The sequence below is a fragment of the Paenarthrobacter sp. TE3676 genome, from assembly GCF_056279165.1.
This window is the reverse complement of the sequence record NZ_JBWBQU010000001.1, coordinates 698,791-715,627: the sequence shown is the minus strand read 5'-3', so window position 1 is coordinate 715,627 and position 16,837 is coordinate 698,791. Positions and strand designations below refer to the sequence as shown.

Here is a 16,837-nt window from a genome sequence, read left to right as displayed (position 1 = left end):
CAGCACCCTGAGCTTTTCGGGACTAAGGTCTTGTTAAGCGCAGGAAGGGGCTGATGAATCGTGGATACGTCAAACAACGACCTTGGACGGCCGACGCCGGAAGAAGCAAACGACGCAGCGGAGAATACGGCAAGCCGGGGGCTTGGCGTTGTTCAACCGCCGGAGACCTCGAGTGAGCTGACTGTTGCCGAACGGCAAATCAACATTCTCCGGGACAAGCTTCGCCACATCGACCGCCAGTTGGCAGCCGCGACCCAGAACAACGGCAAACTGGTCAGCATGCTGGAAACGGCGAAGGCTGAAATTCTTCGTTTGAAGGGCGCCCTGGAGCAGGAGGGCCAGCCTCCTTACAGCTTCGGTACCGTGGTGCAGATCAACCCACGGAAGCAGCCGTCAGCCGGCAGTTCCGGGCAGGCAGCCACCGAAGAGTCCGTGGATATCTTCAACTCCGGCCGCAAGATGCGCGTGGGAGTCAGCCCGCTCGTCAACCTCAACCAGCTCGCTGTAGGACAGGAAGTCCTGCTGAACGAGGCACTCCTGGTAGTGGCCGGGCTCGGTTACGAACGCGCCGGCGAACTGGTCACCCTCAAGGAAATGCTGGGCAAGGACCGGGCACTGGTGGTGGGCCGCGCCGACGAAGAGCGTGTAGTCAGGCTGTCCGGGGCACTCCAAAGTGTTCATTTGAAAGTGGGCGACGCGTTGTCGCTCGATTCAAGGACCGGCTACGCGCTGGAGAAGGTCCCTCGCGCCGAGGTGGAGAACCTCGTCCTCGAAGAAGTTCCGGACATCACCTACCAGGACATCGGTGGGCTTGGCCCGCAGATCGAGCAGATCCGCGACGCCGTGGAGCTGCCGTTCCTCCATCCGGACCTCTACCGTGAGCATGGCCTGAAGGCCCCCAAGGGCATCTTGCTCTACGGCCCTCCGGGCTGCGGTAAAACCCTGATTGCCAAGGCAGTAGCGAATTCCCTCGCTGCCCGGGCTGCGGAACGTGCGGGCAACACCGATCTCAAGAGCTATTTCCTGAACATCAAGGGTCCGGAGCTCCTTGACAAGTACGTGGGTGAGACCGAGCGCCACATCCGGCTGATCTTCTCGCGCGCCCGTGAAAAGGCTTCAGATGGCAGCCCCGTGGTGGTCTTCTTCGACGAAATGGATTCCTTGTTCCGCACCCGCGGTACCGGGGTGTCCTCCGACGTCGAAACCACCATCGTGCCGCAGCTTCTCAGTGAGATCGACGGTGTGGAGCGCCTGGACAACGTGATTGTGATTGGGGCCTCAAACCGTGAGGACATGATCGATCCCGCAATCCTTCGTCCCGGTCGCCTTGACGTGAAGGTCAAGATTCAACGACCCGACGCCGAGGCCGCAGCCGACATCTTCGCAAAGTACATCACCACTGACCTGCCCTTCCACCCTCAGGATTTGGCTGAATATGGCGGCGACGTGCAGGCCACCGTGGACGCCATGGTCCAGCGCACCGTGGAGGCCATGTACTCCACGGAGAAGTCCAACGAGTACCTCGAGGTCACCTACGCCAACGGCGACACCGAAATGCTGTACTTCAAGGACTTCAACTCCGGCGCCGTGGTCCAGAATGTGGTGGATCGGGCCAAGAAGTACGCCATCAAGGATTTGCTGACCAGCCACCAAAAAGGTCTTCGGATCGATCACCTGCTTCGGGCCGTGGTGGATGAGTTCCGTGAGCATGAGGACATGCCCAACACCACAAACCCCGATGACTGGGCACGGATTTCGGGCAAGAAGGGCGAAAGGATCACCTACATCCGCACCATCGTTCAGGGCAAGGCAGGCCAGGAGCCTGGCAAGTCCATCGAAACCACCGCCAACACTGGGCAATACCTGTGACAGCAAGGCCCGAGGGTTCACCCGGAGAGAAGCTTCCCGCAGGCGGCGCCATGCGCGTCATGGGCTCGGAAACTGAATATGGGATCCATGCACCGTCAGCGCCGGGAGCTAACGCGACCATGATGTCCGCCAGGATCATTCAGGCGTATGCAACTGTTACCCGGCAACGTGCGGCCGGCGGCGCGGAGACACGGTGGGACTATACGGACGAGGAACCGCTGCACGATGCCCGCGGTTGGACAGTGGATAGGTCAACGGCGGATCCCAGCCAGCTGACGGACCAGCCGCCAGTGCTCGACGCCGAAGCGGTCGCCTTGGCCTATGGCCGACAGGAGTTGGAACTGGACGGCGCTGACGAGTCCGGTTCCCTCCTGATGAACATGGTCCTCGGCAATGGTGCCCGCCTTTACGTCGATCATGCGCACCCTGAGTACTCCAGTCCCGAGGTCACCAACCCACGCGATGCCGTGGCCTGGGATGCCGCCGGTGACCTGGTGGCGTTGGCTACCGTCAGGAAGGTCGCGTCCGATACAGGGCTTCCTCCGATCAACCTCTACAAGAACAACACCGACAACAAGTCTGTGTCCTATGGCTCGCATGAGAACTACCTCATGCCCCGTTCGGTGCCCTTCGGGGACATCATCCGTGGATTGACTCCCTTCTTCGTTTCGCGCCAAGTCATGTGCGGTGCGGGCCGGGTGGGGATGGGACAGGACAGCTCAACGCCCGGCTACCAGATCAGCCAACGGGCTGACTTCTTTGAGGCAGAGGTGGGGCTGGAGACCACCATCCGGCGCCCCATCATCAACACGAGGGACGAGCCACACGCCACAGCGGACAAGTACCGCCGCCTCCACGTAATCATTGGTGACGCCAACCTCAGCCAGGCCTCAAATTTCCTGAAGTTCGGAACCACTGCCATGGTCCTGAGCCTCATTGAGGCGGGACAGGCTCCCAGGATCGAAGTTCATGAGCCTGTCCAGGCCCTCCAAGCCGTCAGCCACGACACCACCTTGGCTGTCACAGTAAGGCTCCTCGACGGCAGACGCGTGACAGCTCTCGATCTCCAGTGGATGTATTTCGAGGCCGCCGCCAAACTGGCCCAGGAGACAGGGGTAGCGGATTCAGTCACTGGAGACGGCCATACGCATCAGGTTTTGTCCCATTGGGAGTCCACGTTGACAACTCTCGGTACAGATCCTGATGCTGCTGCCTCGTCGGTTGAGTGGGTGGCCAAAAAATCGCTGCTGGAAGGTTACCGAAACCGAGACGGACTGGCGTGGGACGATGCCCGTCTGGGCTTGGTGGATCTTCAATGGTCCGATATCCGACCCGAGAAAGGCCTCTACTACAGGTTGCTCTCCAGGGACAGGATGAGGCGTATTGTCGACGACGGCGACATCACCCGGGCGGTCACCGAACCGCCGTCGGACACCCGGGCCTACTTCCGCGGCCGGTGCGTTTCCAGCTTCGGCAAGGACGTTGTCGGCGCCAGCTGGGACTCGGTGATCTTCGATGTTCCAGGGCTGGGAAAACTGCAACGGGTACCCACGCGCGAGCCTTTGAGGGGCACACAGGCTTTGACCGGCGCGCTCTTTGACCGCCACACGGATGCTGCTTCATTCCTGGCCGAATTGCTGGGTCAAAAACCACCGCCGGCGAGGAGCTGACGGATGAACGCCACAGGACTATTCGTGCCGGGTCAAAGCCGTCCGCAGCACCGGTCCGCGTGGCAATATTGCATTAGGAAGTCTCCGTCTTCAGGAGACTGACAGTAGGGAGAAAGAAAATGGCAGCACAGGAGCAGCAACAACCGCAGTCACGGGACACCGAGACCGAAGTCGACGTACCGGAAGCACCACCGGCAGCACCCGAGGCACAGGCTTCGGAAGCGACGCAGGGTGTGGATGACCTCCTCGACGAAATCGACGGCGTTCTCGAGTCGAACGCTGAAGAGTTCGTGAGGGCGTTTGTCCAAAAGGGCGGCCAGTAGGCGGACCCGCCAGAGGATGTACTGCCCGGCCGGCGTGAGGCCGCCGGGCATCGGAATGCAGAGTCGAAGGAGTGCAGCAATGCAGGACCCATCAACCGGCCCCCTGGCCACCCAGGCAACGTCTTCTTTCACGGAGCATCTTCAACGCTCGCGTCCCGAACTCCTTCCCTTCACTCAATCGTTACCCGCCGGTATGGTCCCGGCCTCGCCGCACGCCACCACGATCGTGGCCTTGACGTACGCCGGTGGTGTGCTGATGGCCGGGGATCGCCGCGCCACCATGGGCAACATCATCGCCAGCCGGCACATCGAGAAGGTATTTCCGGCGGACCAGTATTCAGTCCTCGGCATTGCCGGAACTGCCGGCTTGGCCATCGACATCACACGGCTTTTCCAAGTGGAATTGGAGCACTACGAAAAGATCGAGGGCACGCTCCTCAGCCTCGTCGGCAAGGCCAACCGATTGGGCGCCATGATCCGCGGAAACCTACCCATGGCAATGCAGGGCATGGCAGTCGTTCCACTGTTTGCCGGCTTCGACCACGTCTCCGGCGTGGGCCGCTTGTTCTCCTACGACGTCACAGGCGGCCGCTACGAAGAACAGGAGCATCACTCCGTTGGTTCCGGTTCCGTATTCGCGCGGGGAGCCCTGAAGAAACTGTGGAAACCAAACTTGTCAGAAGAGAACGCCGTGGCAGTGGCTGTTGAGGCCCTCTACGATGCCGCCGATGACGACTCCGCCACCGGCGGTCCTGACCCTGTCCGGCAACTATGGCCGGTGGTGTACACCGTCGACCGTTCCGGCAACCGGCGCGTCCCTGAACGGGACCTGGCCGCGATAGCCGGCGCCATTGTCGAATCGCGGGCCGCAGCAGGAAGGGAGGCCTGACATGACACAGCAGTTCTATGTCTCTCCCGAACAGCTGATGAAGGACCGTGCGGACTTCGCACGGAAGGGCATCGCCCGCGGACGTTCTGTAGTGGTCATCAGCTGCGCCGACGGCATCGCGCTGATCGCCGAAAACCCTTCGCCCTCGTTGCACAAAATCGGTGAAATTTACGACAAAATTGCCTTCGCTGCGGTCGGCAAGTACAACGAATTTGAAAGCCTCAGGCAAGCCGGCGTCCGCTACGCCGATGTCCGTGGCTATTCCTATGATCGCGAGGACGTTACGGCGCGCGGCCTTGCCAGTGTTTATGCACAAAGCCTTGGAGCTGTGTTCACGGCCGAGCAGAAGCCGTTCGAAGTGGAGTTGGCGGTAGCCGAAGTTGGCGTCACCCAGGAACAGGACCACCTGTACCGGCTCACCTTCGATGGATCAATCGCCGATGAGAACGGCTTCGTTGTCATGGGCGGGCTTGCCGACCAAATTTCCGACGTCGTCAACGGGGCTTGGGAGCCGGAGCTCAGCTTGGCGGGGGCCATGCAATTGGCCCTGCGCGCCTTGGCCACGAACAAGGAAGTTGAAGAACTGCCCGCCACTGCCGTCGAAGCCGCCGTGCTCTACCGTGCTTCGGAAAGCAACCGCGGATCCCGCAGGGCGTTCCGGCGGTTGTTGCCGGATGACATGACCCGGTTGCTCACAGAGGAGAGCTGAGATGGATAAACGGATTTTTGGCATCGAAACGGAATTTGGAATCTCTTATTCCAGCCCGGATTCACGCCCGCTGGCTCCCGAGGAAGTTGCACGGTACCTGTTCCGCAAGGTGGTCAGTTGGGGGAGGTCCTCCAACGTGTTCCTCACCAACGGTTCCCGTCTTTACCTTGATGTGGGCTCGCACCCTGAGTACGCCACGGCCGAGTGCGACGACCTTGCCCAGCTCATCGCCCATGACCGGGCGGGCGAACTTATCCTGGACGACCTCGTGGATGAGGCCCAGGCCAGGCTCGCGGCAGAGGGTTTCAATGGCACGGTCTACCTCTTCAAGAACAACACTGATTCGGCCGGGAACTCCTACGGCAGCCACGAGAACTACCTCATACCGAGGCGCGGGGAATTCTCCCGCCTGGCCGAGATCCTGATTCCCTTCCTGGTTACCCGGCAGTTGATCGCCGGGGCCGGCAAGGTATTGAAGACCCCGCATGGCGCCACGTTCGCTTTCTCCCAGCGCGCTGACCATATCTGGGAAGGCGTGTCTTCGGCCACCACCCGGTCCAGGCCCATTATCAACACACGCGATGAGCCGCATGCGGACGCGGAGTTCTACCGCCGCCTCCACGTGATCGTGGGCGACTCCAACATGTCTGAGACGTCCGCGCTGCTCAAGGTAGGCACTGTGGACCTCATCCTCCGCATGATTGAGGCGGGCGTCATCATGCGGGACATGCGCATGGAGAACCCGATCCGCAGCATCCGCGAAATTTCCCACGACCTTACGGGTCGCGCACTGGTTCGGTTGGCCAATGGACGGCAACTCACTGCCCTTGATATTCAGCGGGAGTACCTCAACAAGGTGACAGACTTCGTGGCCACCAACGGCGCGCACAACGCCCACGTACCGCTCATCCTGGACTTGTGGGAGCGGACCTTGAATGCCATCGAGAGCGGTGACACCAGCACCATCGACACCGAAGTGGATTGGGCTATCAAGAAAAAGCTCATGGACGGCTACATGCGCCGCCATGACCTCAGCCTGGATTCACCCCGTATTGCCCAATTGGACCTCACGTACCATGACATTTCGCGGCAACGCGGCATCTTTTTCCTCCTGCAGGCGCGCGGCGCAGCACGCAGGCTGGTTACGGAAACCGACGTCAAGGATGCCGTGGACGCACCACCCCAGACGACTCGCGCAAAGCTCCGCGGAGACTTTGTGCGGAGGGCGCAGGAGCTTGGCCGCGATTACACAGTGGACTGGGTACACCTGAAACTCAACGATCGCGCCCACCAAACGATCCTGTGCAAGGATCCTTTCCGGAGCGTGGACGAACGAGTGGATGCACTCCTGGACTCAATGGGCTGACGCGCTCTTTAAGCTGGCTCCCAGCTTCACGGGCTATTCTGGATAGTGGTCTCTTCCCGAGATACACCTTGCTTGGATGCGCTACGCGCCTTTCCGAGTGTCCCTTTGCCCCGACGAAAGTGTCTTTTTGTGCGCCGACTCCTAGCAATACTTCTTCCCGCCCTCCTGCTCATTACCGCCTGCGGTGGGGAAAGCACTCCGGCCGCTGAGCCCACCAGCAAGTCTGTTGGGGACGTCTCCAAGCTTGACTCCCTGAAGGTGACGGACAACGGCAATGACAAAGCGCCCGCCCTTGATTTCTCCAAGCCGCTGGCGGTGACGGGACCCACCGTCAAGGTCGTCAGCGAAGGTGATGGAGAGCCCGTCAAGATGGGTCAAATCGCCGAACTGGTGTTCGTCGCAGTGGACGGCACTGATGGCAAGACGCTGGAGGACGGTTACACCAAAGGACCCCAGCCGATCGAGCTCTCCGAGCAGATGAAAACCGGCAATGAGCTGATCTTCGACGCCATCATCGGCGCCAAAGTTGGCAGCCATGTAGCTATCGCCGCTCCGGGCAACTCGTCTGCCACGGCACCTGCGTCCACACAACTGGTGGTATTCAAGATCGCCTCCGCCAAGGACGCCCCCGGCCTGTTGAGCAAGGAAGAAACTGAGCAGCTGGACAAAGACGGCAAGCTTCCCAAGGTGACCTTTGACGACAAGGGCGTACCTTCCGTGGACATCCCCAAGACTGATGTGCCTGCCGGTCTTTCAGTCAAGGTCCTGTCCGAGGGCACCGGCGAGGAGTTGACAAGCTCTGACACGATCGATGCCAACTACAGTGGCTGGCGCTGGGAAGACAGCACCAAGTTCGATTCCAGCTATGACCGCGGGGAGGCCGCTACCTTTGGCCTGAACCAGGTCATCAAGGGCTGGACGCTTGGCCTCACAGGCCAAAAGGTGGGTTCCAAGGTTCTTCTGACGATTCCTACGGATCTCGCGTATGGTCCGAACGCCGCTGCCCAGGGCAAACCTGCCGGCCCGCTGGTCTTTGTCGTAGAGATCACCGGCAAAAAGTAGATCCCAACCAGGTTCTGGCTAAGCTGGTTCCTGAGAACTTCTCCGTCCCTTGAACTTAGGAGCAACCATGTCATTTGGTCAGCGTGACTTCGACCGCACCAAGCCCGAAATCGACTTCCCTGAAGGCGACGTCCCCACGGACCTCGTTATCACGGACCTCATTGAGGGCACCGGCCCCGAGGCCAAGGCCGGCGACACTGTGTCCACCCACTACGTCGGCGTCGCCTGGTCCACCGGCGAAGAATTCGACGCTTCCTGGGGCCGTGGCGCTCCGCTGGACTTCCGTGTGGGCGTCGGCCAGGTCATCCAGGGATGGGACCAGGGCCTTCTGGGCATGAAGGTGGGCGGCCGCCGTCGCCTGGAGATCCCTTCGGAGCTCGCCTACGGCTCACGTGGCGCTGGTGGAGCAATCAAGCCCAACGAGGCCTTGATCTTCGTGGTCGACCTCGTGGCTGTCCGCTAGGACTCTGGCATCCGCAAGGCGCGTTACCCTCCGGTTTTGCCGGTCGGTGACGCGCCTTGCTGCTTTCCCGCTGGTTTTTAGTAACGTAGCAACCGTGTCCGCATCCCGCACTGAACGTCTCCTGAACCTTCTCCTGGCTTTGCTCAATACCAAAGTGGGCCTTCCACGTGCCGTGCTGCGCGAAAAGGTCTACCACGATTCAGCGGACAATGATGTCGCTTTTGGACGGATGTTCGAGCGCGACAAAGTGGATCTGAAGCAGTTTGGCTTCGAGATCGAGACCCTGATGGACCCGCGCAACTTCGGTGCGGACGACCCCGCCTCGACACGCTACCGGATCGGCAAGGACTCCAACCGGCTTCCTGATGTGAGCTTGACGACTGCGGAGAGCACCGTGCTTCTGCTGGCGGCTCAGCTGTGGGAACGCGCTGCCCTGGGAACAGCGGCTGCCAACGCTGTTCGCAAGCTGCAGGCCGCAGGAGGCTTCACGGATGTTGACCTGCCTGCGGGCGTCCAACCCAGGATCAAACCTGCCGGACAAGCCTTCGACGACGTCGTTGCGGCCATGCACGGCAAGCATCCTGTCCGCTTCGGCTACCTCGCGGTCAGTACCGGCCGGGAAGAAGTCCGCGAAGTCGAGCCATGGGGGTTGGGCAGCCGCTTTGGTCAGTGGTACCTCGCTGGCTGGGATCGGGGGAGAGGGGCCAAAAGGCTCTTCAGGCTCTCACGGATGACTACCGCAGTGAGCGTTGTAACCACGAGCAGTTTCCAACCACCGGAAGGCTTCAGCGCCCGGGCCGAGTTGGACGCACTCAAGGAGCTGCCCGTCCAACAAGCCATTCTGGACGTCGATAAGGACAGGCTGCTTGCCTTGCGCAAAAGGGCCGTGTCCGTCGAGGCAGCCCCGGATGCAAGCAGTCGTGACCGCATCACCGTGGATTTCCGGGATCCTGAGCAGCTGGCCGAAGAGCTGGCCTCTTACGGCCCCCATACCAAGGTGGCTGGACCCACAGAGCTGCGCACCGCCGTCGTACGCCGCCTCAAGGCTGCCGCTGACTTTGATGACTCTCCGCCAATACTCATTGAATTTCCCGAAGCGGGCCGTGCTCCGCGGGCGCGCAAACGCACCTCTGAAGACCAACTCGCCAGGATGCTGCAACTGGTTCCTTTCCTGGTTCACCACCAAGGCCTGCATATCCAGCAGGTGGCCGATCACTTTGGCATCAGCCGCAAGGCACTGATCGATGACCTGAAGATCCTGATCTGTTCGGGGCTGCCCGAGGGATACCCTGACGACCTCCTCGACATCCAATGGGAAAACGATCACGTCTACATCTCCGAGCACCTCGATTTGAACCGTCCAGTGCGTTTCAGTGAAGACGAAGCGGCTGCGTTGCTGACCGGCCTGGCCATGCTGGGCGATCTGCCGGCACTGGCAGGAATGCTTGAGGATGAGTCGGGGAGCGCCCTGGAATCCGTGACCATCAAGCTGACAGGCGCTGCCGGGCAGGCCGCACGATTGGCCGGCTCAGTCTCCGGACAGTCGGTGGCACCGGAACAGTCACAAGCTTTCGCCGCAATAACCCGCGCGATCCGTGAAGGGCAGCAACTGCGACTCAAGTACTTCTCACTGCAACGCGACGAAGTGACCGAGCGTGACGTGGACCCGCTGCGGCTCTACTCGCTGGACAATACGTGGTACTTCGAGGCGTACTGCCACAGCAAGGCCGGAATCAGGAACTTCCGTCTGGACCGGGTAGAAGCGTTGGAGGCCAACGGCCGCGCCGTGTCCATGCCGGCAACGGCCGGGCAGGATTTTCCGGCCCGGCTGTTCACGCCCAGCGACGATGACGTGCTGGTGGTCCTCCAGGTGACCCGTCAGGGAGCCGGATTGGCTGACGACTACTACGCCGAACGCACCGCTCAACTGCCCGACGGCGGTCTGGTCGCCGAAGTTCGGTTCGGCAACGCCGAGTGGCTTCCGATGTTCGTTTCGCAGCATGGAGGCAGCGTTCGGATCCTCGAACCCGGGCACCTTCAGCAGGAAAGCCGCGCGTGGGTCGACGCGGCCCTCGCGCAGTACAACTCACCTTCCACCACGAAGGCTGGCTAGACTACTCAGATGCCTTGGTGGTTCTGGATCCTGTTGTGGATCGCGCTTATAGCCCTGTCGTTGCTCTTTCACCTGACTTTGGGCTATCGCCTGTACAAGAAATTCATGTCAACTGTTCATGATTTAGGTGCCGCGGGTAAACGTTTCAGCAACCTTGCTCCTTCCCAGGAAACCTCCGATGTTGAAACCGCCGAACCACGGTCCGCGCCGGGGTCCGCAATTTTTGCCTCACCGGAACAGATGCGTCATGATTACCTGACGGCCAAAGCCTTCCGTCAGGAAGTTCGTCGTCAACGACGCGTCAAGCGCAAAGCCGAGCGGGGTCAACCCCAATCCCTGCACGACATTGAATTCAGATAGACGTAGGATGTATCCAAAAGGAAAGGACCTCCCCACATGAGGCTCGAAGGCTGGCATCTCATCATCATCATCGTCCTGGCTCTGGTGCTCTTTGCAGCGCCGAAGCTGCCGTCCATGGCGCGCAGCATTGGGCAGTCGATGCGCATTTTCAAGTCTGAGGTCCGCGAAATGAAGAAGGATGGTTCTTCCGAAGCCAAGGACTCGCAGGACGCTTCCGACGCCGTGGAAGGCAAAGTAGTGGGCCACCCGGACGTCAAGGCCAAGAACAACGGCGAGACTGACGTACCGCCCTCCAACCGCGTCTAAAGAGAAGTGGTAGAGACGAAGGGGCGCAAGGCCAACCCCGAAGCCCGGATGGCGCTCCTGGATCACCTCAAGGAGCTGCGAAACCGGCTCTTCAAGGCTGCAATCGGCGTCATCCTGGGAACAGTGGTGGGCTTCATCGTCTACCAGCCTCTCCTGGAGGCGCTGATCAAGCCGATCAAGGACCTCAACGAAAAAGAGGGACGCGCTGCCACGCTGAACTTTGATGGCGTCGCCAGTTCGTTCGACCTCATGGTTCAAGTGTCGGTCTTTCTTGGCGTGATCCTGTCAAGCCCGGTCTGGATTTACCAGCTGTGGGCCTTCATCGTTCCGGGCCTCCACAAGAAGGAACGGCGCTTGGCATTGTCCTTCGTGGCAGCAGCCGTACCGCTCTTCATCGGCGGTGTCCTGCTTGCCTGGCTGGTGTTGCCCAACGCTGTTCGCGTCCTGACCGACTTCACTCCGGTGGGCGGCTCAAACTTCATCAGCGCCGAAATCTATCTGGCCTTCGTCCTTCGGCTCCTCTTGGCCTTCGGAATCGCCTTCCTCGTCCCCGTGGTGCTGGTGGGATTGAACCTGGCCGGACTCATAAAGGGCAAGCAGCTCATCAAGAGTTGGCGAATCACCATTTTCCTGGTGTGCCTGTTCGCTGCGATGGCCGCTCCCGGCGCTGACGCCATGAGCATGTTCTACCTCGCAGCGCCCATGCTGCTCCTGTTCTTCGCGGCGATCGGTGTCTGCGTCCTGAATGACCGCCGCCGTGAGCGCCGTGCCATCAAGCGGGCGGCTGAGACTGAAGCCACTGCAGACATCGCAACCCCGGCCACGGATCTGGAGAATCTCTAGACCTTGGGCCACTAGGCTTGATGCATGTCCTCCATTTCCGGGTCTTCATCTCCATCAGACCGTTACCAGGCGGCAGCCCAGCGTGCGGCTGAGTCGAAAACTTATCTGGGCGCCTTCGCACGTTCCCTGGACTTTGAACTGGACGACTTCCAACGTGAGGCGTGCAGGTCCCTCCAGGAGGGTCGCGGCGTTCTCGTGGCGGCCCCCACCGGTGCTGGTAAGACGATCGTTGGCGAATTCGCCATCTACCTGGCTTTGGAACGCGGACTCAAGGCTTTTTACACCACTCCCATCAAGGCCTTGAGCAACCAGAAGTACTCTGAACTGGCGGCAAAATACGGGTCGGCGAACGTCGGCTTGCTGACCGGTGACACCACCATCAACGGCGAAGCTCCCGTAGTGGTCATGACCACCGAAGTTCTTAGGAACATGCTTTACGCCGACTCCGAAACCCTTGGCGATCTTGGGTTTGTGGTGATGGACGAAGTTCATTACCTGGCCGATCGCTTCCGTGGTGCCGTGTGGGAAGAAGTCATCATCCACTTGCCCAGCGAAGTGCAGGTTGCCTCGCTGAGTGCCACGGTTTCCAACGCGGAAGAGTTCGGCGCCTGGCTGGATACCGTGAGGGGCGATACCGACGTCATTGTCTCCGAACACCGTCCAGTACCGCTTTGGCAGCACGTCATGGTGGGCCGTGAAATAGTGGATCTCTTTGCCGGCGACACAACGTTCGACGAAATTGCGCCCCAAGCCCCGGGAATGCAGGAAACCGAAGCACCGGACCTTTCCGAGGCCCATGAGGTGGTGGCCGAGCCTGTCACCGCTGACCACCGGCGCGCCTCAGCCAAGCGCTCGTCTGCAGAGACAGTCCGCCAAGCAGTCACCGGCCCCGAGTTCGAAGTCAATCCGGACCTGTTGGCCATGGCCCGCTCCGAGAGCCGGATGAACATGAACGGCCGGTTCGGCCACGGTGGCCGGAGTCGGCGTCGTCAGGACCGTTATCGCGATGAGCGGCAACAATCCGAGCAGCGCAGTCCCGTGCGGAAAGCCAGCCGTCCCCAAGTCATTGAGAGCCTCAGGCGTCAGGATCTCCTGCCTGCCATCACCTTCATCTTCTCCAGGGCCGGCTGTGACGCTGCCGTCGCTCAGTGCGCAGCATCGGGACTTTGGCTGACCACCGAACGCGAACAGCAGATCATTGCCCAGCGGGTGGACGAGGCGAGCCACGAAATTCCGGCGGACGACCTCGACGTCCTCGGATTCTGGGGTTGGCGCGACGGTCTCATCAGGGGCTTTGCTGCCCACCACGCAGGCATGCTTCCCACGTTCAAGGAAGTGGTGGAAAAGCTCTTTGCCGACGGCCTTGTCAAGGCAGTCTTCGCCACCGAAACGCTGGCTCTTGGCGTCAATATGCCCGCACGCTGCGTCGTGCTTGAAAAACTGGAGAAGTTCAACGGCGAAGCGCACGTCAACATTACGGCGGGGGAGTACACCCAACTTACTGGTCGAGCCGGACGTCGTGGCATCGACGTCGAAGGCCATGCCGTTGTGCTGTGGCAGCCGGGAACTGATCCGGCTGCCGTAGCCGGCCTTGCCTCCCGACGCACCTACCCCCTGAACTCCAGTTTCAGGCCTACGTACAACATGAGCATCAATCTGATTGCCCAGTTCGGACGCGTCCGGGCCCGTGAAATCCTGGAATCCTCGTTTGCCCAATTCCAAGCTGACCGCTCCGTAGTAGGCCTTGCCCGGCAGGTGCGGGGGCGCGAAGAATCGCTGGCGGGCTATGCCAAGTCCATGCAGTGCCACCTGGGAGACTTCACCGAGTACTCAAAGCTCCGGCGCGAACTCAGCGACGCCGAGAATTTCGCCGCCCGCGACCATCAGCGGGCCCGTAAATCCCATGTAGCGGATTCCCTCGCGCGCCTGATCCCCGGTGACGTCATCAGCATCTACAGCGGCCGGCTGGCAGGACATGCCGTTGTGCTGGAGGTGGACCGCAACGCCAGGGAACCAAGGCCCTCCGTTCTTACCTCTGATAACCAGCTGCGGCGCATCGGTGTCCACGACCTCGACGGTCCGGTATCGCCGGTGACGCGTATCCGGATTCCCAAGTCCTTCAATGCCAAGGTCCCCAAATCCCGCCGGGACCTCGCTTCGTCGATGCGGCATGCCATCAGTGAGGACGCACCCCACAGCCGTCGCAACAGCAGGCACGAAGATTTTGGCCTCGGGGCGCGCCTGCCGGATCAGGAGAAGAAGATCGCGGACCTTCGGCGGGCCCTGCGGGCTCATCCGTGCCATGGCTGCAGCGAACGCGAAGACCATGCACGGTGGTCGGAGCGTTGGTGGAAGTTGCGCAGGGAGACCGATGGGTTGGTCAGGCAGATCCAAGGCAGGACGAATACCATCGCCAAGACTTTCGACCGCGTCTGCGATGTCCTGTCTGTCTACGGTTACCTGGAAAGCAACGACGCCGGACACGTCACCATCAGCCTCGACGGGCAGCGGCTTCGGCGGATCTACGGTGAGAAGGACCTGCTCATATCCCAGACTGTGCGGCGCGGTGCCATCAACGACCTCGACGCCGCCGAACTGGCCTCGCTTGCCAGCACCTTGGTTTACCAAGCCAAACGGGAAGACCGTGGCCTTCGGCCCAGGATGCCCAGCGTTGCCCTGGAATCAGCCATAGACATCGTCATCCGCGAATGGTCCCAGCTGGAGGATACCGAGGAACGCAACAGGCTGCCATTGACCGGCGAACCGGAACTCGGCCTGATGTGGCCCATGTACAAATGGGCCAAGGGACGCCATCTTCAGGACGTGCTCAGCGGAACCGACCTCGCCGCCGGCGACTTTGTGCGCTGGGCCAAGCAAGTGGTGGACCTCCTCGACCAGCTGGCCAAGATCCCTCAACTCGACCCACGCTTGGCCCGCATTTGCCGCGAGTCCATCGACTTGGTGCGACGCGGCGTCGTTGCCTACTCAACAGTGGCTTAGCGCCCCTACTCTCATTGAATGTTTTCAACGCTCGAGGAGCACAACGCATGAATCAGCCAGGCGTGCCAGCCGGCCAGGACCGCACCGCGAAGGACCGCAAGGTCACGATGTACCGCAACGGTTCGATCTATACCGCCGCAGATCCTTTTGCCACCGCGCTGGTGGTGGACGGGGATACCGTTGCCTGGGTCGGCTCCGAACAGGCTGCCACTTCCATAGTTGACTCATCCATGGAGGTTATTGACCTCCGCGGAGCCCTCCTGGCGCCGGGATTCGTGGACTCCCATGCACACCTGACGGAGTCAGGCCTTGCCCTGTCCGGACTGCAGCTCACCGGCGTACGTTCGGCCAAGGAACTACTCGACGCCGTTGCCTCCGCCAGCGGCTCGGGCACAGTCCTGGGCCACGGTTGGGATGAAACGACGTGGCACGACTCCACGCTCCCCACCTCGGAGGAAATTGACAGGGCGTCTGCCGGGCGGGCTGTCTACCTGTCACGCATCGACGTCCACTCCGCCCTGGTTTCGTCGTCGTTGGCCGCGGCCGCAGGGCTGGATGGCCTCGATGGTTTCTCCGGCACCGCCCGCGTTGTTCGTGCGGCACATACGGCCGCCCGGCTGACTGCACGGAAGTTCCCGGAACACGAACGGCGCGGATACCAGGAGTCAGCCCTGCAGGAGGCCGCTTCGCACGGATATGTCGCCTTGGCCGAGATGTCCGCACCGCATATTTGCGGGGCCGAGGACCTCAGGATGGCCATGTCCTGGAACGAACACGGGAACCGGCCGGAGGTGCTTGCCTATTGGGGCGAGTTGGCTACCTCGGAGGAGCACGCCCAAGCTATTCTTGACGGTTTAGGCGCGAGGGTCCTGGGCCTCGCCGGCGACCTCAATATTGACGGTTCAATCGGCTCCCGCACAGCGGCCCTCGTGGATGACTATTCCGATGCACCGGGCCAACGCGGCAGTTTGTACCTGTCAGTGGCCGATGCCACCAAACACCTTGTGGCCACGTCCCTCCTGGGAGTTCAGGCTGGGTTTCATGTCATAGGTGACGCCGGGCTGGGGGCAGTGCTGGAAGCATTGGACGCAGCGGCTGACGAGGTGGGCGAACAGCGCCTCCGGGCAGCCGGCCATCGGCTGGAACACGTGGAGATGGCGGACCAGTCCGCCATCGACCGGCTGGCCAAGTACTCAGTGTCGGTCAGCGTGCAGCCCGGTTTCGATGCTGCGTGGGGTCAACCAGGCGGGCTCTACGAACAGCGCCTGGGTGGCCGCAGCCAAACGATGAACCCCTTTGCTTCCTTCTACGCAAGCGGCGTCCCTATCGCTTTCGGCAGTGACAGCCCTGTCACCCCTCTCCGCCCGTGGTCGAGCGTACGAGCCTGCCTGGAGCACAGCAACCCGGAGCAAAGGATCTCGGCTCGTGCCGCATTCTTAGGCCATACACGGGCGGGGTGGCGGGCTACCAAACACCGGAACCCGCTGATGGGCCAATTGGTCCCGGGCGCGCCGGCCAGTTTCGCTGTGTGGGAAGTGGACGAACTGATGGTCCAGGTGGCTGATAGCCGCGTTCAGTCCTGGAGCACTGATCCACGGGCACGGACGCCCCTTTTGCCGGCCCTGGACACCGGCAGCGACCCCCGTTGCCTTCAGACAGTGCGCGAGGGTCGAGAGTTGTTCGCCCACGAGTCGCTGAGGGTGTGAGGCAGGATTTTGCCGCTGCCGTGCGGCGCCTGAACTCGGGCAATGGACGAAGCCAGGTCTGCCCATCAATGTCCTGCCAGAACCCGGACCATGTGTCCGGGACCACAACCGCCAAATGAATCCTTGCCGTCGTCCTATAATGGAGAGTTGCGCCAGAA

14 protein-coding genes are annotated in these 16,837 nt (G+C 61.3%); all 14 read left to right on the top strand.

Annotation, left to right across the window (positions count from 1 at the left end; genetic code table 11):
• Positions 1 to 60: 60 nt before the first annotated feature.
• The 14 genes from arc (at position 61) to ACZ881_RS03405 (ending at position 16,679) form a co-directional block, all read left to right on the top strand.
• Positions 61 to 1,869: a proteasome ATPase gene (arc, locus tag ACZ881_RS03470; protein ID WP_091470741.1), complete on the top strand. Its 1,809-nt coding sequence runs from the start codon at positions 61 to 63 to the stop codon at positions 1,867 to 1,869.
• A 50-nt stretch (positions 1,870 to 1,919) separates the two neighbouring features.
• The gene (gene dop, locus ACZ881_RS03465) at positions 1,920 to 3,539 is read left to right on the top strand and encodes a depupylase/deamidase Dop (protein ID WP_429331915.1); all 1,620 of its coding nucleotides are present in this window, start codon (positions 1,920 to 1,922) and stop codon (positions 3,537 to 3,539) included.
• A 119-nt stretch (positions 3,540 to 3,658) separates the two neighbouring features.
• Positions 3,659 to 3,862: a ubiquitin-like protein Pup gene (locus ACZ881_RS03460; RefSeq protein WP_017200952.1), complete on the top strand. Its 204-nt coding sequence runs from the start codon at positions 3,659 to 3,661 to the stop codon at positions 3,860 to 3,862.
• A gap of 79 nt (positions 3,863 to 3,941) precedes the next feature.
• Entirely contained in the window at positions 3,942 to 4,751 is an 810-nt protein-coding gene (prcB, locus tag ACZ881_RS03455; RefSeq protein WP_091470744.1) for a proteasome subunit beta, read from the top strand.
• 1 nt (position 4,752) lies between these two features.
• Entirely contained in the window at positions 4,753 to 5,460 is a 708-nt protein-coding gene (gene prcA / locus ACZ881_RS03450) for a proteasome subunit alpha (protein ID WP_091470746.1), read from the top strand.
• 1 nt (position 5,461) lies between these two features.
• Positions 5,462 to 6,826 (top strand): Pup--protein ligase, encoded by a 1,365-nt coding sequence (gene pafA / locus ACZ881_RS03445; RefSeq protein ID WP_091470747.1) that lies wholly within the window; start codon positions 5,462 to 5,464, stop codon positions 6,824 to 6,826.
• A 129-nt stretch (positions 6,827 to 6,955) separates the two neighbouring features.
• Positions 6,956 to 7,888 carry an FKBP-type peptidyl-prolyl cis-trans isomerase gene (locus ACZ881_RS03440; RefSeq protein ID WP_243836894.1) on the top strand — a complete coding sequence of 311 codons (933 nt, stop codon included), beginning with the start codon at positions 6,956 to 6,958 and terminating at the stop codon, positions 7,886 to 7,888.
• A gap of 67 nt (positions 7,889 to 7,955) precedes the next feature.
• Positions 7,956 to 8,351, top strand: coding sequence for an FKBP-type peptidyl-prolyl cis-trans isomerase (locus ACZ881_RS03435; RefSeq protein WP_017200957.1), 396 nt, complete (start codon positions 7,956 to 7,958; stop codon positions 8,349 to 8,351).
• A 94-nt stretch (positions 8,352 to 8,445) separates the two neighbouring features.
• Positions 8,446 to 10,464: a helix-turn-helix transcriptional regulator gene (locus ACZ881_RS03430; protein WP_476112531.1), complete on the top strand. Its 2,019-nt coding sequence runs from the start codon at positions 8,446 to 8,448 to the stop codon at positions 10,462 to 10,464.
• Between the two features lie 9 nt (positions 10,465 to 10,473).
• Positions 10,474 to 10,824, top strand: coding sequence for a hypothetical protein (locus ACZ881_RS03425; protein ID WP_476112529.1), 351 nt, complete (start codon positions 10,474 to 10,476; stop codon positions 10,822 to 10,824).
• Positions 10,825 to 10,860: 36 nt separating this feature from the next.
• A complete protein-coding gene (tatA, locus tag ACZ881_RS03420; protein WP_017200960.1) occupies positions 10,861 to 11,130 on the top strand; it encodes a Sec-independent protein translocase subunit TatA in 270 nt (89 codons plus the stop codon).
• Positions 11,131 to 11,136: 6 nt separating this feature from the next.
• Positions 11,137 to 11,973, top strand: a complete 837-nt coding sequence (gene tatC, locus ACZ881_RS03415; RefSeq protein ID WP_091470754.1) for a twin-arginine translocase subunit TatC — start codon at positions 11,137 to 11,139, stop codon at positions 11,971 to 11,973.
• Between the two features lie 24 nt (positions 11,974 to 11,997).
• On the top strand, positions 11,998 to 14,973 hold the full coding sequence (locus ACZ881_RS03410) for a DEAD/DEAH box helicase (RefSeq protein ID WP_476112526.1): 2,976 nt from the start codon (positions 11,998 to 12,000) through the stop codon (positions 14,971 to 14,973).
• Positions 14,974 to 15,020: 47 nt separating this feature from the next.
• Positions 15,021 to 16,679, top strand: coding sequence for an amidohydrolase (locus ACZ881_RS03405; RefSeq protein WP_476112524.1), 1,659 nt, complete (start codon positions 15,021 to 15,023; stop codon positions 16,677 to 16,679).
• Positions 16,680 to 16,837 lie beyond the last annotated feature (158 nt).